The following is a 20,952-nucleotide window of genomic DNA, read 5'->3' as shown; positions in this document are numbered from 1 at the left end:
CTTGTCAGCATTAATTTTTACGATTAACAACCGCTTAAGCCTGGCAGCGATTGCCAGAAATTCAAGCGCAGCGCAGGATCCGCTGCGCCTGACGCGCGGTTATTAACCCGATTCAGCCCCTACGGACGTCTGAACAGCGCAAAACTGCGGCCTTCCAGCTCGAAGTCTTTCTCTTTGGTGATCACCATCCCCCGTTTCGTCACGTCGCTGGTGGTCAGCTCCAGCACCCAGCCGCCTTCGCCAAACTGCGGGATGCGGAAGGGCACATTGCCTTCAAACGGATTGAGCAGCATCAGGACGTCATGCCAGATGCCCTCTTCGGTCTGCAGATCCGGCCGTCCGATATAGACGCCCAGCGTAGAGCCTTCATCCCACTGCTCGCTCTGCTGGAACCCGCCCCCGGCGTTGAACCATTTGATGTCCATGCCGTCGCGCCAGTTTTCGCGCCGCAGTAACGGCTGCTGCGCGCGTAACTGCAGAATCTGGCGGGTAAACGCGCGCAGCGCCTCTGCAGACTCCGGCAGGTTCTCCCAGTGTACCCAGGAGATTTCGCTGTCCTGACAGTAGCCGTTGTTGTTACCCATCTGGCTGCGGCCAAACTCATCGCCCGCCAGCAGCATCGGCGTGCCGTGAGAGAAGATCAGCGTGGCCAGGAAATTACGCTTCTGACGTTCGCGCACCGCGTTGATCGCATCATCGTCGGTCGGGCCTTCGGCGCCGTAGTTATACGAGCGGTTGTCGCTGTGCCCGTCGTTGTTGTCTTCACCATTCTCCGCGTTGTGCTTGTCGTTATAGGACACCAGATCGTTGAGAGTGAAGCCGTCGTGCGCAGTAATAAAGTTGACGCTGGCCCAGGGGCGGCGACCGTGCTGGTCGTAGAGATCGCCGGAGCCGAGCAGGCGGGCCGCAAAATCCGTTGAGACATTGTTGCCTTTCCAGTAGTCGCGCACGGTGTCGCGATACTGGTCGTTCCACTCGGCCCAGCCGGGCGGGAAGCTGCCCACCTGATAGCCGCCGGGTCCGATATCCCAGGGTTCTCCAATCAGCTTTTTCTGCGACAGGATCGGGTCCTGCATCACGGCATCAAAGAAGCCACCGCGCGGGTCGAAGCCATCCGGTTCGCGGCCAAGAATGGTGCCGAGGTCGAAACGGAAACCGTCGATATGCATCGACTCTGACCAGTAACGCAGCGAATCGAGCACCATCTGCAGCACACGCGGATGCGACGTGTTGACAGTGTTGCCGGTGCCGGTGTCGTTAATGTAATAACGATGCTGATCGGGCATCGTGCGGTAATAGGAGAAGTTATCGATGCCTTTGAATGACAGTGTCGGCCCCAGCTCATTCCCTTCAGCGGTGTGGTTATAGACCACATCCAGGATCACCTCGATCCCGGCATCGTGGAAGGCGCGCACCATGTCGCGGAAGCCCTGAATGCCACGCGGTCCGAAATAGCGGGTCGCAGGCGCAAAGAAGCCCAGAGTGTTATAGCCCCAGAAGTTTTTCAGCCCCTTGTCCAGCAGGTGCTGATCGTCCGGGAACCAGTGCACCGGCAGCAGTTCGACCGAAGTAATCCCTAAACTTTTAATGTAGTCGACGCTGGCTTTGTGGCCCATACCGTCGAAGGTGCCGCGCAGTTCGGGTGGCAGTGCAGGGTTGAGCTGGGTGAAACCCTTGACGTGGGTTTCATAAATCACCGTTTTTGGCCAGGGCACCGTCGGACGGTTATTATCCTGCCAGTCAAACTCATTCGGGTCGATAACCCGGCACTTAGGCGTAAACGGCGCGCTGTCGCGGCTGTCAAATGTCAGATCTTTATCCTCGTGATAGAGATCGTAAGCAAAGTGCGCTTCATTCCATGCGATGTCGCCTGCCAGTTCGCGGGCGTAGGGATCGAGCAGAAGCTTATTAGGGTTAAAGCGATGCCCGTTTTCCGGATCGTAAGGGCCGTAAACACGGTAGCCATAGAGCGCCCCCGGCTTCAGTCCGGGGACATAGCCGTGCCAGACTTCATGGGTATATTCCGGCACTTCCAGACGGGCAATTTCCGTCCTGCCGCTGGGATCGTACAGACAGAGTTCAACCCGCTCGGCGTGGGCGCTGAACAGGGCAAAGTTCACGCCCTGACCGTCAAAGTTGGCCCCCAGCAAATGGCTGTAACCCGCCGTAATTTCAAAACGCTGACTGTTTGACATTGATGCCTCGTTATTCAGTGAACAGAGTGACGCGTAATAAAAGGGTTCAGGCCGGATTTATTCCGCCACCAGTACGGCGCACCACTGCGACGCCAGCGCCGAAAGTGGTAACTGATCCGTCACGGCAAGGGTTTTACGGGTCAGCCGATCGCGATAGGTGCGCTGGCTCAGGGCGGCCGGCAGGGCGAGATGCGTCTCAGCCCAGCGTTCGGCCGGCGGCTGATCGAGATTGTCCGGCAGCAGGTCAAAGACCCGGCGCGACACGACGACAATCACCGCCTGTTGCTGACCGATGCGGGCAAAGGCGAGCACCTTATCCTGCTGCTCGCCCTCTGCGGAGAGCGGCAGATAGTCACCGCGGCGGAACAGCTCCGGCTGCGCCTGACGCAGCGTCAGCAGTCTGACTATCGCCTGCTGATTGACCTGACCGCGCAGCCAGTGCGCTTCGCCTTCGTCGTGCTGTGGCGTCTCAAGCATCGCCGCCAGTGCGTCGAAATCGGGCTCGCGACGGTTGTCGGGATCGACGAGGCTGAAATCCAGCGCCTCGCTGCCCTGATAGATATCGGGCACGCCCGGTGCTGTGAGTTTCACCACCGTCTGCGTCAGGCTGTTGACCAGTCCGGCACGCATAAAGGGCTGCAGCGATGCACAGAAGTCATCCAGGAAGGTACGGTTGGCCGGGGCGAGCAGGTGACGCGCATAATCCAGCACCGCCTCTTCGTAGGCGTCGTTGTTGTCGGCCCAGTCGGTGCGCAGTTTGGCTTCACGCAGCGCTTTCTCCACGTAGACGACAAAGCGCGCTTCCAGTGCCGCCAGACCTTCCGCATCCTGCGGCTGCAGGTCGGTCGGCCAGACACCGGCCAGCGCCTCATACAGCATCCACTCCACGGCGGGTTCGGGCGCCGGGCCATCTTTCAGACGGAGCACCTTATCCTCGTTCATGGCGCGCCAGCGGCTTACGCAGTCGGCCCAGCGCTGTGGCGCTTCGGTCAGGGTATAGAGGCGCGCACGGGCATCCTCACCGCGTTTGGTGTCATGCGTAGAGGTGCCGGACAACGCATCGGGCTGATGGTCGCGTCGCGCCTGCATTTCGGCATGAAACTGATCCAGCGAGAAGTGACGTGCCAGCGGCTCAGCGCCGACCTCATTCAGTGCCAGCGCCATGTGCTGACGGAAGAAGAGGGTATCTTCTACCGATTTCGCCATCAGCGGCCCGGTCAGCTGCTGGAAGCGGGTCCGGAACTGGCTGGCATCGTCGCGGGTCGCGGCGGCCGTTTCCGCCCGCAGGATAGCGGTGAGGAAGTCGAGCGCCTGGTTGTCGGGCGCCTGCGCGCTGGCTTTAACCTGACTGACCACCTGCTCCAGCAGCGCGGTGTCGGCTGGCGTCAGCCCCTCCGGCGTGCCGTAGGTGCGGTAGACCGGGAACGCCACCAGCAGTTCGCGCAGCGCATTTTTCAGTTCCGCTTCCGGCTGGGGCGTGCCGCCAGTGTCGGCAATCTTCAGAGCCAGCTGCAGCAGACGGTTAAACTCACCGGCAAAATTGCGGTCAGCCATCAGTAGCTTGGCCGCGCGCAGTTCCGCTTTCATATCTACGGTTTTGCCGATTACTGCCTGATACGCCTTGCGCAGTCCGCTCAGCCGCTCGCTGTCGACCAGCAGGTTGGCGAGGGCGGCCATAAACTCATAGCCGGTGGTACCGGAAACCGGCCATGCGTCCGGTAACTGCTCGCCGTCGCCCAGGATCTTCTCTACGGTCAGATAGCAGTCGGGACCTGCCGCCTGGCGTAACTGCTTCAGATAACCGTACGGATCGGCCAGGCCATCCACATGGTCCACGCGTAATCCCTGCACCGCGCCGCTGTGAACCAGTTCAAGGATCAGCTGGTGGGCGGCATCAAAGACGGCGGGATCTTCCACGCGCACGCCCACCAGTCCGGTCACTTCAAAAAAGCGGCGGTAGGAGAGGTCACTGGGGGCATCGCGCCATGACATCAGCCGCCACGGTTGCTGGTCATGCAGGGCGGCCATGTCGCTGGCGTCGCGCAGGGCCAGCACCGCCTCTTCGCGATCCTGCCAGGTGTGCGGTGCCAGCGGATAGAAATTGTCGAAGTAGGCCAGCGCCGGTTTTCCTGTCTGTGGATCGCGCTGCACGCGGATGTCGCCCTTTTCCAGCTCTGCTTCAAAAGTGTCGCCGAGGAAGGGCAGCGTCAGGCGACGTGACCAGTCGATGTCAAAGTAGTGCGCGTAACGGCTCTGTTCGCCATGCTCGATCACATCGCGCCACCAGGGGTTCTCCAGCGAGGCGGCCATGTGGTTAGGCACAATGTCGAGGATCAGCCCCAGCCCGGCGGCCTGCAGGGCGGTAACCATGCGATTAAAGCCTTCACGGCCGCCGATTGACGGCTCGATCTGGTTAACGTCCGTCACGTCATAGCCGTGGGTTGACTCTGCGGTCGCGCTGAAAATCGGCGAGGCATACAGATGGCTGATCCCCAGGGTTTTCAGGTAGGGCACCAGCGCCGCTGCGCGGTCAAACGTCATGCCGTTACGGAACTGGATGCGATAGGTCGCGGTTGGAATAGTCATTCTGCTTCTCTCTTAGCCAGACGCACCACAATAGCGTTGGGAGTCAGTTCGGTGCCGGCCTGCGGCCAGGCAAACAGGGTATCGCCCGGCAGATCCGGGATCGGTTGCGCGTGGCTGCCGACGTTCAGCGCCAGTGACAGCGTGCCCTGCGGGAAGTCCCAGCGCACAGCAAGGAAACCTTCTGCGGTGTTCACCACCTGACCGGCATCGCCGCCCGCGTCACGCAGCAGCGGCACAATATGTTCCTGACGCAGGGCCAGCAGCTGGCGCGTCAGCGTCAGCCACTCCTGACCTTCCGGCGTATCGGTGTGCGACCAGTTCAGTTTTGACTGTTCAAAGGTAGTGATAGCGTTGGGATCCGGCACGCTTTCGCCGTGACCGGCATGACCTTCAAATTCTCTGGCGCGTCCTTCACGTACCGCTTTCGCCAGATCGCCGTGGAAATCGGTAAAGAAGAGGAATGGCCGGGTTTCGCCATACTCTTCGCCCATAAACAGCAGCGGGATATGAGGCGACACCAGCAGCGTGGCCAGCAGGACCTGGGTGCGCGCTGCACCTGCCAGCGTAATCAGGCGATCGCCCTGTGCGCGGTTCCCGGTCTGGTCATGGTTCTGAATGAAGTCGACAAAGGCGACCGGCGGCTGGCTGCTGCTTTTCACGCCGCGCGGCTCACCCGACTGCTGCGACACTTCGCCCTGATAGACAAAGCCCTCGGCCAGCGCCCGTGCGACCCGCTGTTCCGGCCTGTCGGCAAAATCCTGGTAGTAGGCGTGATCTTCTCCGGTCGCCAGCACGTGCACAGCGTTATGAAAGTCATCGTTCCATTCGCCGGTAAAGAGGGGGGCATGGCCGTTTTCATCGCGCGGGTGCAGGAAGGTGACGTTGCGGCAATCTTCGGTGGTGAGGTGGACAGGACGATCGGTAATATCGGCACGGATGCGCTCGGCAATCTCCACCAGCACATGCTTTTCACTGGGATCGTCAATCTGGTCGATCGCATCGAAACGCAGACCATCCAGATGGTACTCCTGAAGCCAGTAGAGCGGGGCTTCTGCGATATAGCGGCGAACCGCATCGACGTCATAGGCGATTCCGGCGCCCCAGGGCGTCTGGCGCTCCTTGTGGAAGAAGTCGGGCGAGAGCAGCGGCAGATAGTTGCCCTCCGGCCCGAAGTGGTTCAGGACAATATCCAGCACCACCGACAGCCCATGACCATGGGCGGCATCGATAAAGGCTTTGAAATCGTCGGGTGTGCCGTAGGCGGCATGTGGCGCATAGAGCAGGACGCCATCGTAGCCCCAGCCGCGGTTGCCGCCAAACTGCGACACCGGCAGCACCTCGATCATGGTGATGCCGGTGTCGGCCAGCATCGGCAGTTTGTCGATGGCCGCCCGGAACGTGCCCTCGGGGGTAAAGGTGCCGATGTGCAGTTCATACACCACCGACTCCTCCCAGGGGCGTCCCTGCCACTGGCTGTTCTGCCAGCGATAGGCTTCCGGGTCGATCACCAGTGACGGGCCGTTAACCCCGGCTTTTTGCGCGCGGGCGGCCGGATCGGGCACGGCGGTGCCATCCGCCAGCACAAAGTCATACTCTGCGTTGGCGGCGACCCCGGCAACCCGGGTTTCAAACCAGCCATCCGCCTGCGGTGTCATCTCAATATCCTGACCCGAGAGCCGCAGCGTGACGCGCTGCTGGCCGGTTGCCCAGAGGCGAAAGCGCACCTCATCGCTGGCAACCCGTTCTGCGCCCCAACTTTTAAAAAAAGATCTGGATTCCATTCAGTTGCCTCATTTAGCCTGAAAATGCACGATGACAGCCATCGCACGAAAAGGATGTTGATGACACAAGCGTCGAAAAACCGTAAAGCGATCAGCGAGACCAGGATGCCAGGTGGGCTGGCGCGTCTCTTCAGCCAGGAGGCTGGACTGGTATTCAGCGTGATACCGTGGGAAAACAGCGTTGAGACCGTTTCCACAGGGTATACAGACAGTAAGCATAGACTAAGATATTGCAGTCGCAGGGCGGCGCGGCGTGGCGTGGCATGAATTTGTGTTAATTGCTCTGAATTGACCGTAGCCAGCCGCACAGACACCTCGGCTGGCGCAGAAAACGCTGCCGGATGACACAGACTCACTCTGCGCTTAACTGTGAGGGCGCGGGTCACACCCTAAGGGCGGTGTCGCTGAACATAAAAAAAGGATATGACGTGAGGAAATGTGTTTTGTTAGCTGTGGTACTGCTGCTCTCAGCCTGTTCCAACCGGGTCGGACACCGGCTGGACAGCGGTAATCTGCAGCATATTCATGCCGGTCAGACCACCCGTTCACAGCTGATCGCGCTGTTTGGTCAGCCAGACAGTGAAACGCCTTACACCGATGGGCAGCGGCTGCTGAAGTGGACTTACAGCGAGGCTCGCACCCTGAACACCACCGAGGGGCAGACGCTGACCGTACAGATGAAAAATGACAGAGTGCTGAATTATGCGTTGAGTAAGAGCTAACCGGCCCGGTTGTCGGGCTGCACGGTGGTGTCTGATGACCACCGTGCGTGACCCGTTAGATCCCGCCGTTTTGCTGAACCTCCCGACTGTCGGCGCGCGGCTGCGCCAGCCGGGCAAAATCGGAGCCCGCCGGATGCTGGTAAATCTGCAGAGAAAAGAAACGGGTCATCGCCGTGATATACTCAAAAATCGCGGCCTGCGTATTTTCATAGTCGGCCCAGTAAATTGACGAGGTAAAGCAGTAGACCTCTACCGGCAAACCGTCCGGTGACGGCTTCAGCGGCCGCACCACGATATACATCTCTTTCTGAATATCATCACGCTGCGCCAGCCAGGCGGTCAGGAATTTTCGGAACACCATCAGATTGGTGATGTTGTTTTCAATAAACCAGCGGTCGCCAACGGCGCTGATATCGCGCCCATCCAGCAACTGCGTGATCGCTTCACCGGCCAGACGGATCTGGCTCATCGCCTGCAGCATCTCCTGAGTCACAAAGGTAATCGACTTCTGATCGAGCCAGAAGCTGCGCATAATGCGCCGGGCACCCGAGGAGAACATCGCCTGCCAGTTGGTGTAGGTTTCGGTCAGAAAATTTTTGGTGGGGATGCGCGACAGGGTGTTGTCCCAGTTGCGGATAGTAATGGTGTGCAGCGCGATATCAATCACCTCGCCACTGATGTTTCTGTCCGGCATCTCAATCCAGTCACCCAGCTGCAGCACGTCGTTGGAGGAGAGCTGAACATTGGCCACCAGCGACAGCAGCGTATGCTGGAAGATCAGCATCAGCACTGCGGCCACCGCACCCAGCGAGGAGATGATAATCGCCGGTGATTTATTGGACATAATCGCCAGAATCATGATCGCAGCAATGATGTGCACCAGGATTTTACCAATCTGGATATAGCCTTTGATCGAGTGATTTTTGCGTTTGGACTTGCGCGAATAAGAGTTGTTAACGATCTCCAGCACTTCATTGAAGAAGATCGACAGATAGATAAAGAACAGGATGCCGCAGATGGTCTGAATCGCCACTTTCAGATTTTCAGGCAGGCCCGGCATAAACTGCAGAAAATTATAGACCACAATGACCGGCACAAAATTCGACAGTTTCTGAGAGAGGCGGATATCTTTATCCAGCGGCACGCCTTTTTTATGGCTGCTGAAAAAGACCTTCCTGATCACTTTGACGATGAAGAATTTACAGATCAGGTGCGTAACCATGCCCGCCATTACCAGCAGCAACAGGCTGAAGCTGATCGACAGCACCCGGTTTCCCTCAATAAAACTCATCAGACTCTGAATGTAATGCATGATAACCACGTGCGAAAAAGAGAAGGAGCGAATTCAACCACAGCAGGGGTGCGGTTGTTAAGCGCCGAATGCGCTCAGGTTCCGCCGCCGCGCTTTTTTCTGTCGCAGGCCACGCGCACGGCCGCGGCATTGCTCCCGGCGCGGAGCAATACCTGCGCGCGACGCTCAGATAAATGGTGCACTGGCCGATAACGATCTTATCTCCTCTGACATGAGCCTCTGGATATGCTAAAAAATCTTAAAATTACGCACGGTATTGTGGCAGTTCTGGCCATTTTTATCACGTTACTGACCCTGACTGGCTTTCTGTTTTACAACGGTGTTGCTAAGGCCGATAAAAACTTCGTGGCGGCCGAACAGCTGACGCTGCAGCAGCAGCATCTCAGCGATGCGGTGAAAACCCTGATTAAAACCCGCGTCACCATCAACCGCGTGGCGATCCGTTTCCTGAAAAATCAGCAGGACCCCAAATCACTGGCGGCGATGGCGGCGCTGCTGGAGCAGGCGGGACAGTCAGCGGAAAACGCCGATGCGAATTTTAACGCATGGCAGGCGATGCCGCGCAAAGCCGGGCAGGGTGAGGCGCAATCGGCACAGGTTGAGAGCGCCTATAAGCAGATGCGTGACACCATGCTGGCCTCTATTACCTTCCTGAAACAGGGTAACTATCCGGCCTACGGCAATCTGGAGGCGCAGGCGGCACAGGATCAGCTCGACAGCGCCTATGAAGCCTGGCGGGCGGTAAATATCCAGCTGATGAAAGATACCTCTCTGCAGAATCAACGCAGCCTGACCGATGCACTCTGGGCACTGCTGACCATCGGCCTGATTACTGGCGTGGTCGGCGCGGCGGTCTGGATTGGACTTCAGAAGCTGCTGATTGGCCCGCTGGCCAGGCTGACCGGTTATATGCGTGCCATCTCTGCAGGCGATCTTACTGCAACGATCCCGCAGGAAGGCCGCAATGAAATGGGCCTGCTGACGCAGGAGCTGCAGCAGATGCGCGACGCGCTGGTGGTGACCATTACTTCGGTGGATGAGGCAACCCGCTCTATCTTTACCGGTGCGGCGGAAATTTCAGCCGGCAGCACCGATCTCTCCTCCCGCACCGAGCAGCAGGCGGCCGCGCTGGAACAGACCGCTGCCAGTATGGAACAGCTTACCTCGACGGTGAAGCTCAATGCGGATAATGCGCAGCAGGCCACCACGGTATCGAAAGAGGCGTCGGCCACGGCGCAGCAGGGCGGTGAAACCGTCGCCCGGGTTATCGCGAATATGGATCAGATTAGCGAAAGTTCCAGTCAGATCGCCGGGATCACCGCTATCATCGACAGCATTGCTTTTCAGACGAATATCCTGGCGCTTAACGCCGCCGTTGAAGCCGCGCGGGCCGGGGAGCAGGGCCGGGGATTTGCGGTGGTGGCGGGTGAGGTTCGTTCGCTGGCCGGACGCAGCGCCAGTGCGGCGCAGGAGATCCGTGGGCTGATCGAGCGATCCGCCGAGCGCATTAAAACCGGCGCAGATCATGCTTCTCAGGCGGGCGTGGCGATGGAGAGTATCGTTAAGTCGGTCAGTCGGGTGACGCAGCTGATCGAAGAGATCGCGGCCTCCTCCACCGAGCAGACCCGCGGCATTGAGCAGGTCTGCATTGCGGTTTCGGAAATGGATGGGGTGACGCAGCAGAATGCCGCGCTGGTGGAAGAGTCTGCCACGGCCGCCGCCTCACTGGAGGATCAGGCGAGCACGCTGCGTAAAACGGTTTCGGTCTTCAAAACCGGCAGCCTGCAAACGGCGTTCTCCGCCGCGCCGGTGGCGAAGGCGCTGACCGTGCCAGCACGTCAGCCTGTTGCCGTAACGGACAATGATAACTGGCAGAGCTTCTGAAAACGGCGGTAACGTCGCTATGACATAAAAAAACCGCCCGGGGGCGGTTTTTTATTAACGCAATGCATCAGGCCGGAACGGACTGCGCCTTCTGGCTGCGTGACCAGACGCGGTGCGCCTTCATCGCCTGTGTAAACGCAGACATCAGCGCGCTCTCCGCTGAATCACCCTGCACGATACCCTCTTCCTGATCGCCATCGTTCAGGCCGAACTGCGCTTTAAAGCGACGCGCGTCGCCCACCAGGCCGATCACCTTGAGATGCTTGTAGGCTTCCAGCAGGAAGTACCGGGCATCGCCGCTTAACAGCAGGGCGTCGATATTACCATCCGGCACAATGGCGGCATCGAAAGTCAGGGAAGGCAGACCGGCGAAGGTTGCATCTACCGGCAGCACCGACCCATCATCGGCCCTTACCTGGCCCATGTGTGGTGCCAGCAGTTTAGCGTGAACGCCTTTCGCTTTCAGCGCCTGCAGAATCGCCAGCACATCTGCGGCTTTCACACCGTCGCTGAGCAGCAGCGCCACCTGACGGCCTTTGATCTCCCCACCCGGCACGGCGTAGAGGCTCAGGCTCTCATCCTGCGTCAGACCGTTCACTGCGGCGGGTGGCTGAATATTGCGTTGCTCGTCCGTCAGCGCGATACCCAGGTTATCCGCCACGCCCTGCGCCAGTTTCAGGTCGATGCGTGCCAGATGATCTACCACACGTTCACGAATATAGGCGCGGCCCACTTTACTCAGCTCAAACGAGTAGGCACCAATGATGTGCTGCTGCTCGAACGCTGTCTGGCTGTTCCAGAACAGGCGCGGCTGGGCATAGTATTCGCCAAACGACGGGCTGCGCTCACGCACCTTATGGCCTTCCACGCGCTCCTGATAGCTTTCGAAGCCACCCCCTTTCGCCGCCGGTGGGGTTTCACGCGGCCAGTTATCGTTGATGGAATTTGGCTCGTAGTTAGCCGGATTGGTATCAATATCCTGACGATGCATCCCCTGACGCTGGAAATTGTGATAAGGGCAGGTTGGACGGTTGATCGGGATCTCATGGAAGTTCGGCCCGCCCAGGCGACTGATCTGCGTGTCGGTATAGGAGAAGAGACGGCCCTGCAGCAGCGGATCGTTGGAGAAATCCAGGCCCGGAACGATATGGCCAGGATGGAACGCCACCTGCTCGGTTTCCGCAAAGAAGTTATCCGGGTTGCGGTTAAGCACCATCTTGCCGACGATCTCTACCGGCACCAGCGCTTCCGGGATCAGTTTGGTGGCATCGAGAATATCGAAGTCATATTTGAACTCATCCTCTTCCGGGATCAGCTGCAGGCCCAGCTCATATTCCGGGAAATCACCGGCTTCGATCGCTTCCCAGAGGTCGCGACGGTGGAAGTCGGGATCGCGACCGGTCAGTTTCTGTGACTCGTCCCACAGCAGCGAGGCTTTACCGGCCACCGGCTTCCAGTGGAAGCGGACAAAAGTCGCTTTGCCTTCGGCGTTGACCAGACGGAAGGTATGGATGCCAAAACCTTCCATGGTGCGGTAGCTGCGCGGGATCCCGCGGTCAGACATCGCCCAGATCACATTGTGCATGGTTTCCGGCTGCAGAGAGACGTAGTCCCAGAAGGTGTCGTGGGCGCTCTGGCCCTGCGGGATCTCGTTGTGCGGCTCGGGTTTAACGGCATGCACGAAGTCAGGGAATTTATGCGCATCCTGAATAAAGAACACTGGCGTGTTGTTGCCGACCAGGTCGAATACACCCTCTTCGGTATAAAACTTGGCGGCGAAACCGCGAATGTCGCGCACGGTATCCGCTGAACCGGCACCGCCCTGAACCGTGGAGAAACGGACAAAGACTGGCGTGGTCTGCTCCGGGTCGCTCAGGAACTGCGCTTTGGTCAGATCTTTCAGTGAGCGGTAAGGCTGGAAATAGCCATGTGCGGCCGATCCACGGGCGTGGACAATACGCTCCGGGATACGTTCGTGGTCAAAGTGCGTGATCTTTTCACGCAGGATAAAGTCTTCCAGCAGCGTCGGACCGCGCGACCCGGCGGTCAGTGAGTTCTGGTCGTTGGCGATACGCGTGCCCTGATTGGTAGTCAGAGCCTGGTGGGTGCCGTTTTTCCGGCTGGCTTCAAGCTGGTCAAGTTTGGCGTTGTGTGTCTGCGGAGCTTTCAGGCTACCTGGTGCGGTAGGCTGTTTGCCGGGAGGGGTCGGTTCAGCGGGGGGCTGATGCGAACCATCTTTGGGTGCCAGCGATCCCAGGCCGGGTTCAGAGGATTCGGGACCGGTGGTGGGCGCACGTTCGCTCAGGGGTTTCTTCTCTGTATCTTTCGACATTAATCCATGCTCCAGCGGTTATTTAACTTTCGACGACACTAAATATAGAACAACCTGAACAATACTGAGGATTAAGCGGCCATTTAACTGCGGCGGGCGTTCCTTTTTTATCCGGACAGAAACCGCGGCTTATCTCTGACGCTCTCCTGTCGCTACGCTTATCGACGCCGCTTGCCGTCTGGATCAGCGGTGAGCCAGGCCACGCCCGCCTTACGCAAAACCCGCTGAAGGCGCGCCCGGGCGTCGTCCGCCAGCGGGCCAGAGCAGGGGCCAGAAGCGGTCGCCGATCGGTAAGAAAAATTAACGTCACAGCCGGAAACTTTTCGTTGAATTAAGAAATGTTATATCATAACATTTTGCGCAATTGTAACGGCGAGTGAGGATAAGGTTTTGGCAAATCAGGCAGGTAAGTGGATTGGGTTGATTGGGGCGCTATTAATCAGCCAGCAGGCGCTGGCGCACGGCACGCACGCGCATGGAAAACCGCTGTCTGCGATGGAGCAGAAGGCGGCAGAAGGGATTTTTGCTGACAGCGATGTGAAAGATCGCCCGCTCTCTGACTGGGACGGACTGTGGCAGTCCGTCTATCCGCTGCTGCAAAGCGGTGAGCTGGATCCGGTCTGGCAGAAGAAGGCGCAGCAGACCCCGGATAAAACGGCAGAAGAGATTAAAGCCTATTACCGCAAAGGCTACGCCACCGATGTCGCGACCATCGGCATCGAAAACGGCGTTATGGAGTTTCACGTCGGTGAGCAGGTCAACGCCTGTCACTACCGCTACGCGGGCCATAAGATCCTGACCTATACGTCAGGCAAAAAAGGGGTGCGTTACCTGTTTGAGTGCCAGGATGCCGGCAGCAAAGCGCCTAAATATGTGCAGTTCAGCGATCACACCATCGGCCCGCGCAAGTCTGCGCATTTCCATATCTTTATGGGCAACGAGTCGCAGCAGGCCCTGCTGGCGGAAATGGAGAACTGGCCGACCTATTACCCTTATCAGATGACGAATCCGCAGGTCGTGGATGAGATGCTGCACCACTGAGGCAGTCTGCAGGATAACCCGCGGAGCAGGGCGGGTTGTTAAGCGTGGCGGAGGGGGCTCCTGCCCAGGTCGGATGGCGGGAAGCCGGAATAGCCTGTCCCCTCCGCTGATAAGGTGCCTCCACCTGCTGTTTAATCAGCCAGGGTGAGGGGCTCCCCGGACAAAGCCGTTATCCGGCGACGCATGTTCATGTGCTGTCCGGCGCTGATCGAGGCATTGGTCAGCCGATGCCGTCTCGCCTGCAGCGGTTCGTACTTCAGCGTAATCATCGACACACCGCGCACTCCTGTCAGCATTGAAAACACGTTTCCTCACATTTTTCAGATCCGATCTTCTGGCCCGAATGTATAGCTGCACGCCGCCGCGCAGCCGCGTCAATAGCGACGTGCTGAATAATCTCCCCTGACATAACTGCGCGCCCTGACGTTATTCCGCTCAACGCCGTGGCGCACGACTGGCTGGCCGCCAGAGGCCTGTTACACTTCTGATAAGCATAAATCAGGAGCAGACATGAAATTAGGCTTTGCATGTAAGTATCTTAACGCCGAGGGTAAACAATTTTTCCCGTTTCGCGCGACCACCCGTAAACGCTTCCTGAGTCTGTCGCACGACGAGCGCTACCAGCTGCTGTATGAGATCACCGTGAACAATCTCAATCATCTCTTTCTGACGCTGGAGCAGCTGGCGACCTTACCGCCGTCACTCAGGATGATGCGTATCGGCAGCGATCTGCTGCCTCTCTATACGGTGCCCGAAGCCGCACCGCTGTTTGCTGAATTTCTGCCGGCGCTCCATTCACAGTTTGCCCGCTGCGGCGAACTGGCGCGGACGCATCAGATCCGGCTCTCATTCCATCCGGGGCAGTATACCGTGCTGGCCTCCGACAACCCTGATGTGGTGACGCGCGCGCTGGAAGATGTGGAGTATCACACGCTCTGCGCCTGCCTGATGGGCTACGGCAAAACCTTCCAGGATTTTAAAATCAACATCCACATGAACGGCAAGGCGGGCTTCGACGGCTTTAAGCAGTCATTTAACCGGCTCAGCCCGGAAGCGCGGCGGATGCTGACGGTGGAGAATGACGAGATCTCCTGCTCGCTGGATGATGTGTTGCAGGCAGCACCGCTCTGTCCGGTGGTGCTGGATATCCATCATCACTGGGTAAAAGAGAGTGAGTTTATCCAGCCCGATGATGCGCGTGTGGCCAGAGTGATTGACTCCTGGCGCGGCGTGCGTCCGGTGCTGCACTATTCGATTTCGCAGGAGGGGATTATTCCGGCAGAGGGCTGGCCCGATCAGCAGCAGCTGGGGGTAAGCAAAAGCAAACTGCGTGCGCACTCCGACTATTTCTTTAATCCGACGCTGAATGGATGGGCGCTGTCGTTCCAGGCTTTCGACATCATGTGTGAAGTGAAAATGAAAAATCTGGCGCGGGAGCCGCTCTACTGGTGGGGCATCGCGCAGCAGCGGGTGGCCGATCCCCAGGCGGAATCGGCCGGGGAACAGCCGGTTAAATAATGGCGACACCGCCGGTCACGGCGATGGTCGCCCCTGAAATGTAGCTGGACTCATCGCTGGCCAGCATCACGTAGGTGGGCGCCAGCTCCGCAGGCTGACCGGCACGCTGCAGCGGCACTTCGCTGCCGAAATTCTTCACCTGCTCAACCGGCATGGTCGAAGGGATCAGCGGCGTCCAGATCGGACCGGGTGCGACCACATTGGCCCGGATGCCTTTTTCAGCCAGCAGGGCCGCCAGGCCGCCGGAGAAGTTCACGATGGCGGCCTTGGTGGCGGAGTAGGCGAGCAGCTTCGGTTTCGGCTGGTCGGCATTGATCGAGGCGGTATTGATGATTGACCCGCCCGCCGGCATGTGTCGTGTGGCCGCTTTGCTGAGGTAGAACATGGCGTACAGGTTGGTTTTCATTGTCCGGTCAAACTCATCATCGCTGATCTCATCCAGCGACTCGCGCGTCATCTGATAGGCCGCGTTGTTCACCAGAATATGAATTTCGCCAAACGCCTCGACGGCCTGGTCGACCAGCGCGTTGCAGTGTGACGCTTCGGTAATGTCGCCGGGCACCAGCAGCGCCTTCTGGCCCGCCGCTTCAACCAGCCGGGCGGTATCCTGTGCATCCTCATGCTCATCAAGATAGGAAATCAGCACGTCGGCGCCTTCACGGGCAAACGCAATGGCGACCGCCCGGCCGATACCGGAGTCGCCGCCGGTAATAATCGCCTTTTTACCCGCCAGACGGCCTGAACCCTGATAGCTCTCTTCACCGTGATCGGGCTGAGGCTGCATTGCGGTGGTGCTGCCAGGCCAGCTCTGCTGCTGTTCTGCGAAAGGGGGCTGTGGACGCTGAGTGGATGACATGACGATTCCTCCATAAAAAACAGGGTAATCCGGTCCGGGCATCAGGCCCGGGCCGGTGAGCGATCAGGGTTTCGGTGGGGTGATGCCGTCAATCTGCTCTGACTGGGCGCCGGAACCAGGACGGGCGTTGCCGAGCAATGGCTCATCGCCCAGAATATCGGGCTGCTGTTTCGCGCTGAACTGCCCCCGGCCATCGTAAGCCGGACCGCTGCTCCAGCGGCCTTCCGGCAGCGGCTTATCCAGCGAGGTATTCAGGCAGTAGTAGGCGTGCTCCTGCGCTTCATGCTCCTGCGGGAAGCTGTTCGGGATCGGCAGCGAGGCGTTCAGGCCACCCATCTCTTCGATGACGGCCAGCCACTGCTGCTGGTGCAGGGTGTCACGGGCGATCAGGAAGGAGAGGAAATCTTTCATGCCTTTATCTTCGGTCATGTTGTAGAGCCGGGTCGCCAGTACACGGCCCGTCGCTTCTGCGGTGACGTTCGCCAGCATATCGGCGGCCACGTTGCCAGAGGCGTAGATATGGCTCATATCAAACGGCATGCCGTTGGCGTTCACCGGCATCGCCGCCAGTCCCGAAGAGAGGATATGGCGCGGATTCATACCGCCCAGAATGGCGTTGACCACCGGATCCTTCGCCGAGGCTTCCTGGTAAGAGAGCGGGGCGCCTTCAAGGTTGAGGGCCACGGCGTACCCCAGCATTTCAATATGGCTCAGCTCTTCAGTCGCGGTCGAGATCAGCAAATCGCGGATCCGGACATCTCCCCGCGCGCCCATCGCCTGGAAAAAATATTGCATCGCTACACGAATCTCACCTTCGATGCCACCGATAGCCTGCTGGAGCAGCATGGCAAACTCAGGATCGGGCTTTTCGACACGAACCGGGAATTGAAGTTTTGATGAATGATGAAACATGATTATTTCCTCGTCTGTGTTTGCAGGAGATGCAGAAAAAGCCTGGACACAGATAACGGATAAATAAAGCGTAACGAGAGCAATTAACCGGGATTAGCGGTGAAATCGGCGGCAAAAAAGCCGTTAAGCGGAGCGATAGAGAGTTATGCGTGCGGTGTCAGCGCGGTGCCGGAAAGGGGGGCGGCACTGCAAGGGGAAGACATAAAAAAGCCCCAAAAACTGGGGCCGATTCCGGTCGGGAAATGCATCCATGCTAATTCGCGTTCCCTCATAACAGACACAGGTAATCAGCTGTCGCTGGTCACCGACGCGCGCTGGAGAACGTGCTCAAGCGCCTGACGGTAAATATCCTGCTTCATCACGTCACGCTCGCTCTCCAGGTGGTGAATCAGGCCCAGTACGATATCTTTATCGGATACGTGGGCTTTTGCGCGAGCGAGTTCGGCATGGACGGCAGTAATCACCTGCTGTTCCGTGCTCAGCGCGGTACCAGAGTTCATGAAGTAATCAGAAATCTGAGACTCTGTATTCATCGTTGTTTGCATGGTCAGGCCTCATAAGAAATTGGGGGAGACAGGTTGAGTGCAATCCGCTAAGCGGCTGCGGCAAAAAAAATTGCATCTGAAGGTGGAAATCCACAACACCTTCAGATGCGGTGCAATGCACCTTTCGTTACAAGTGATTTAACATCACGAGGTAAAGTTATACAAGAAAGGCAAAGTTGTACAATGAAATTTGACAAAAACTATCTGGTCGGTGGTGTATTTAAAATGCATCTTTGTTGTAATGCGCAGGTTTTTCTTATTAAATCTTCTAAAACAATGCGTTATGATTTATTTTCGGCAGGGGAAAATTTTGGGTTAAAAATAGCAAAGCATTTTTTTCGTTATGACAGGGTGCTCAACAGTTTTCCTGACGGCGGATATCAGCAAAATCTGTACAGGTTTCAGGGCGAAAACCAGACAGCGTTGCATCAGGCTGTTGCAATTCTGTCCGACTGAGAAGCCACGCAGCATAATTCACTTCACACCTCCGGTTCAGACCGCTAAGGTTGACCTCCTATTCACTACAAGGAAATGAGCATGGTCCACGACTATTTTGCACTCCCTCCGACAGGTATCACTCAGGAACAACATAAACGCGCGATCGCTGTTGCCGCTGCGCTCTCTGTCGCAAAAGAGTCTGTCAGCGCCTCCACGTCCGCAACCGGCTCGAAGACATCCTGGGATCTGCAGGCTGTGGCAAATGAAATAGCGAATCTGGCTGATGCGATTCAGGATGCGCTGGAGAGTGACAGCGGCGTGTAAATCCGGGATGTGCGCCTGGCGCGTTTACGATGGGCCGGAGCAGGGTTCAGCCGCGCCAGTAAAATCCGGCAGGCGGACGCTGCCGGAAGTGCATTTATTCCATGCCCGGCGGCTCATACTTAATATATTGTCTCAGGGCATCATGGATGGCCCGATTATTCCCCTCTTCCAGTCCGCGTTCGGCATATTCCTTCGCCAGTGCCGCCAGCACATCGTCAAATTTTCCTTTGTAATTGAGATTATTCAGCGCTATTTGCTGGCCCAGTATCGCCTTTAATACAGTCGTCTCAACCGTTAACTGTGCAACCGTCTCTTCCAGCTTTCTGATGCGATCGTCGTCTGCCATAACTCCTCCATGCCTGAAAAAAAAGGCAGAATAACGCTCTCACCCGTCATATTCAAACGTCTGTCTGAACCGGAAAGCGGATGTCAGATTTTCCTTAAGTCAAAATAATCCACGGCTGAATTTATAAGAGACGTTACTGTAAGCAGAGTATGGCACTATTTTTCCGCTGCGCTGAAAGTAACCTGTTTTTGTTTGCTATCCCGACAGTGAAAAACCGGTGATTAAAAAAAAGTGTCGGGTCATCAGACGTTTTACTTAAAAAAGGGGCCGGGTACTTGATTAAAAGGGGGAATAGCTATTACTGTATTTATATACAGTAATATGGAAAAAGGAGTAAAATTGTGGAATTCATTAAACCTGCGGACATTCGCGCTATCCTGCCGCTACCGCTCTATATCGAACGTGTTCCCTGCGGCTTTCCCTCTCCGGCGCAGGATTATGTTGAACAGCGCATCGATCTGAATGCGCTGATGGTCCAGCATCCCAGTGCCACCTATTTTGTCCGCGTCAGCGGCGAATCGATGATTGAGGCGGGCATCAACGATGGCGATATGCTGGTCGTCGACAGTTCCCTTACCGCCGCCCATGGCGATATCGTGGTCGCCGCCGTCGACGGCGAATTCACCGTTAAGCGTCTGCAGCTTCACCCCTGCCTGCAACTGATGCCGATGAATACCAAATTCAAACCCATCGCTATCCAAACCGAAGATGTGCTGGAGGTGTTTGGTGTTGTCACCTTTGTGATTAAAGCGACGCACTGATCATGTTCGCGCTGGTCGATGTGAACTGCTTTTATGCATCGTGTGAAACCGTTTTTCGCCCCGATCTGAAAGGCAGGCCAGTCGTTGTACTGTCAAACAATGATGGCTGCGTCATTGCCCGTAGCGCAGAAGCAAAAAAGCTCGGCATTAAGATGGGGGCCCCCTATTTTCAAATGCGCGAAGAGCTGACGCGTCACGCGGTGCAGGTTTTCAGTTCAAATTATGCGCTTTACGCCGATATGAGCCATCGCGTTATGACCATACTCGAAGAAATGGCCCCGTCGGTGGAGATCTACTCTATTGATGAAGCGTTCATGGATCTTACCGGTGTGCAAAACTGCATGGCGCTGGAGATTTTTGGTCACCAGGTCAGAGGGCGTATACGCAAAGAAACCCATCTCACGGTAGGTGTTGGCATTGCGCAGACGAAAACGCTGGCCAAAATGGCAAATTTTGCGGCCAAAAAGTGGAGCAAAACGGGCGGCATTGTGGACCTGTCAAACCCCGAGCGGCAGAGAAAGCTGCTGCCACTGATTGCGGTGGCTGACGTCTGGGGGGTGGGCCATCGCATAGCTAAACGGCTTAACGCAATGGGCGTTATGACGGCGAAAGATCTGGCTGACCAACGTCCCGAAACCATACGTAAACAGTTCAGCGTGGTGATGGAGCGCACAGTCAGAGAGTTACGTGGCGAATCCTGCCTGGAACTGGAGTCATTGGCACCTGTGAAGCAGCAAATCATGTGCTCGCGTTCGTTTGGCAGCCGTCTTTCTGATTATGATCAAATGCGCGAAGCCGTCTGCGCTTATGCGGAACGCGCAGCAGAAAAACTACGTCGTGAGAATCAATATTGTCGCCAGATAGGGGTGTTTATCCGTACCAGCCCGCACGCGCAGGATGAACCCTTTTATGGCAATCAATCCACCGGCCAGTTGCTGATCCCGACGCAGGACACCCGTGACATTATTAATCTCGCAGTACGGTGTCTGGATAACATCTGGATTGAGGGACATCGCTATATCAAAGCCGGCATTGTCCTGGGCGATTTTTTCACTGATGGCGTGGCTCAGCTCGATCTGTTTGACGAACAACAGCCGCGCCGTAATAGTACAGAGCTGATGCAGCTGATTGACAAAATAAACAAAACGGGCTGCGGAAAACTCTGGTTTGCCGGGCAGGGAATAAACAAAGCCTGGGCGATGAAACGTGAGCTGTTATCGCCTGCTTATACCACCCGAATAACGGATCTGCCGGTGGCGGCACTGAAGTAGAAAGGTGCCGGTGTATTCATATCGCCCGCCCGCGCAAAAAGCTTTTTTTAACACGCGTGAAAGGAGCCAGAAGGTTATGCTTTTCTTGGTCCGATGAGTGGTTTTTCATCGGGTTGTTAAGCATCATA

General features: G+C 57.3%; 18 protein-coding genes. 8 read left to right on the top strand and 10 right to left on the bottom strand.

Translation table 11 applies throughout. From position 1 onward, the window contains the following. Positions 1 to 119: 119 nt before the first annotated feature. From glgX to treZ, 3 genes are read right to left on the bottom strand one after another with little or no spacing between them, the layout of a single operon-like run. A complete protein-coding gene (glgX, locus tag RT657_RS01545) occupies positions 120 to 2,195 on the bottom strand; it encodes a glycogen debranching protein GlgX (RefSeq protein ID WP_313651897.1) in 2,076 nt (691 codons plus the stop codon). 57 nt (positions 2,196 to 2,252) lie between these two features. Then, a complete protein-coding gene (gene treY / locus RT657_RS01540; RefSeq protein ID WP_313651895.1) occupies positions 2,253 to 4,781 on the bottom strand; it encodes a malto-oligosyltrehalose synthase in 2,529 nt (842 codons plus the stop codon). After that, positions 4,778 to 6,562: a malto-oligosyltrehalose trehalohydrolase gene (gene treZ / locus RT657_RS01535; protein WP_313651893.1), complete on the bottom strand. Its 1,785-nt coding sequence runs from the start codon at positions 6,560 to 6,562 to the stop codon at positions 4,778 to 4,780. Before treZ ends, treY begins: the two co-directional genes overlap by 4 nt. 452 nt (positions 6,563 to 7,014) lie before the next feature. On the opposite strand from treZ, the gene RT657_RS01530 reads away from it, so the two are divergent. Beyond that, a complete protein-coding gene (locus tag RT657_RS01530) occupies positions 7,015 to 7,284 on the top strand; it encodes a hypothetical protein (RefSeq protein ID WP_313652683.1) in 270 nt (89 codons plus the stop codon). Positions 7,285 to 7,339: 55 nt separating this feature from the next. Here the strand turns inward: RT657_RS01530 and RT657_RS01525 are convergent, their stop codons facing one another. Further along, on the bottom strand, positions 7,340 to 8,596 hold the full coding sequence (locus RT657_RS01525; RefSeq protein WP_313651891.1) for a mechanosensitive ion channel family protein: 1,257 nt from the start codon (positions 8,594 to 8,596) through the stop codon (positions 7,340 to 7,342). Between the two features lie 225 nt (positions 8,597 to 8,821). Here RT657_RS01525 and RT657_RS01520 point away from each other — a divergent pair, with 225 nt between their 5' ends. Continuing rightward, on the top strand, positions 8,822 to 10,480 hold the full coding sequence (locus RT657_RS01520; RefSeq protein ID WP_313651889.1) for a methyl-accepting chemotaxis protein: 1,659 nt from the start codon (positions 8,822 to 8,824) through the stop codon (positions 10,478 to 10,480). Between the two features lie 67 nt (positions 10,481 to 10,547). Here the strand turns inward: RT657_RS01520 and katE are convergent, their stop codons facing one another. Continuing rightward, the gene (gene katE, locus RT657_RS01515) at positions 10,548 to 12,812 is read right to left on the bottom strand and encodes a catalase HPII (RefSeq protein WP_313651887.1); all 2,265 of its coding nucleotides are present in this window, start codon (positions 12,810 to 12,812) and stop codon (positions 10,548 to 10,550) included. A 390-nt stretch (positions 12,813 to 13,202) separates the two neighbouring features. Here katE and zinT point away from each other — a divergent pair, with 390 nt between their 5' ends. Further along, positions 13,203 to 13,853, top strand: coding sequence for a metal-binding protein ZinT (gene zinT, locus RT657_RS01510; RefSeq protein WP_313651885.1), 651 nt, complete (start codon positions 13,203 to 13,205; stop codon positions 13,851 to 13,853). A 131-nt stretch (positions 13,854 to 13,984) separates the two neighbouring features. Here the strand turns inward: zinT and RT657_RS01505 are convergent, their stop codons facing one another. Further along, the gene (locus RT657_RS01505) at positions 13,985 to 14,149 is read right to left on the bottom strand and encodes a hypothetical protein (protein ID WP_313651883.1); all 165 of its coding nucleotides are present in this window, start codon (positions 14,147 to 14,149) and stop codon (positions 13,985 to 13,987) included. A gap of 214 nt (positions 14,150 to 14,363) precedes the next feature. Here RT657_RS01505 and RT657_RS01500 point away from each other — a divergent pair, with 214 nt between their 5' ends. Next, on the top strand, positions 14,364 to 15,371 hold the full coding sequence (locus tag RT657_RS01500) for a UV damage endonuclease UvsE (protein ID WP_313651881.1): 1,008 nt from the start codon (positions 14,364 to 14,366) through the stop codon (positions 15,369 to 15,371). On the opposite strand, the gene RT657_RS01495 is transcribed toward RT657_RS01500, so the two are convergent. From RT657_RS01495 to RT657_RS01485, 3 genes are all read right to left on the bottom strand, one after another. After that, positions 15,364 to 16,227, bottom strand: coding sequence for a glucose 1-dehydrogenase (locus tag RT657_RS01495; RefSeq protein WP_313651879.1), 864 nt, complete (start codon positions 16,225 to 16,227; stop codon positions 15,364 to 15,366). The genes RT657_RS01500 and RT657_RS01495 overlap by 8 nt on opposite strands. A 63-nt stretch (positions 16,228 to 16,290) precedes the next feature. Further along, the gene (locus RT657_RS01490; protein WP_313651877.1) at positions 16,291 to 17,139 is read right to left on the bottom strand and encodes a manganese catalase family protein; all 849 of its coding nucleotides are present in this window, start codon (positions 17,137 to 17,139) and stop codon (positions 16,291 to 16,293) included. A gap of 287 nt (positions 17,140 to 17,426) precedes the next feature. After that, positions 17,427 to 17,684, bottom strand: a complete 258-nt coding sequence (locus tag RT657_RS01485; RefSeq protein ID WP_313651875.1) for a biofilm development regulator YmgB/AriR family protein — start codon at positions 17,682 to 17,684, stop codon at positions 17,427 to 17,429. 183 nt (positions 17,685 to 17,867) lie between these two features. On the opposite strand from RT657_RS01485, the gene RT657_RS01480 reads away from it, so the two are divergent. Both RT657_RS01480 and RT657_RS01475 read left to right on the top strand, forming a co-directional pair. Then, the gene (locus RT657_RS01480) at positions 17,868 to 18,140 is read left to right on the top strand and encodes a hypothetical protein (RefSeq protein WP_313651873.1); all 273 of its coding nucleotides are present in this window, start codon (positions 17,868 to 17,870) and stop codon (positions 18,138 to 18,140) included. An 81-nt stretch (positions 18,141 to 18,221) separates the two neighbouring features. Next, positions 18,222 to 18,446 (top strand): hypothetical protein, encoded by a 225-nt coding sequence (locus tag RT657_RS01475; RefSeq protein ID WP_313651871.1) that lies wholly within the window; start codon positions 18,222 to 18,224, stop codon positions 18,444 to 18,446. A 94-nt stretch (positions 18,447 to 18,540) separates the two neighbouring features. Here the strand turns inward: RT657_RS01475 and RT657_RS01470 are convergent, their stop codons facing one another. Next, positions 18,541 to 18,792, bottom strand: a complete 252-nt coding sequence (locus RT657_RS01470) for a hypothetical protein (protein ID WP_313651869.1) — start codon at positions 18,790 to 18,792, stop codon at positions 18,541 to 18,543. Positions 18,793 to 19,133: 341 nt separating this feature from the next. Here RT657_RS01470 and umuD point away from each other — a divergent pair, with 341 nt between their 5' ends. Continuing rightward, on the top strand, positions 19,134 to 19,553 hold the full coding sequence (umuD, locus tag RT657_RS01465; protein ID WP_111141160.1) for a translesion error-prone DNA polymerase V autoproteolytic subunit: 420 nt from the start codon (positions 19,134 to 19,136) through the stop codon (positions 19,551 to 19,553). Between the two features lie 2 nt (positions 19,554 to 19,555). Further along, a complete protein-coding gene (umuC, locus tag RT657_RS01460; protein ID WP_313651866.1) occupies positions 19,556 to 20,824 on the top strand; it encodes a translesion error-prone DNA polymerase V subunit UmuC in 1,269 nt (422 codons plus the stop codon). The last annotated feature ends 128 nt before the right edge of the window (positions 20,825 to 20,952 follow it).

Origin of the sequence: Pantoea sp. (genome assembly GCF_032114055.1) — a bacterium.
Lineage (GTDB): Bacteria > Pseudomonadota > Gammaproteobacteria > Enterobacterales > Enterobacteriaceae > Pantoea.
Note: the sequence above shows the minus strand (reverse complement) of the source record. Positions and strands in the feature narration are given on the sequence as shown.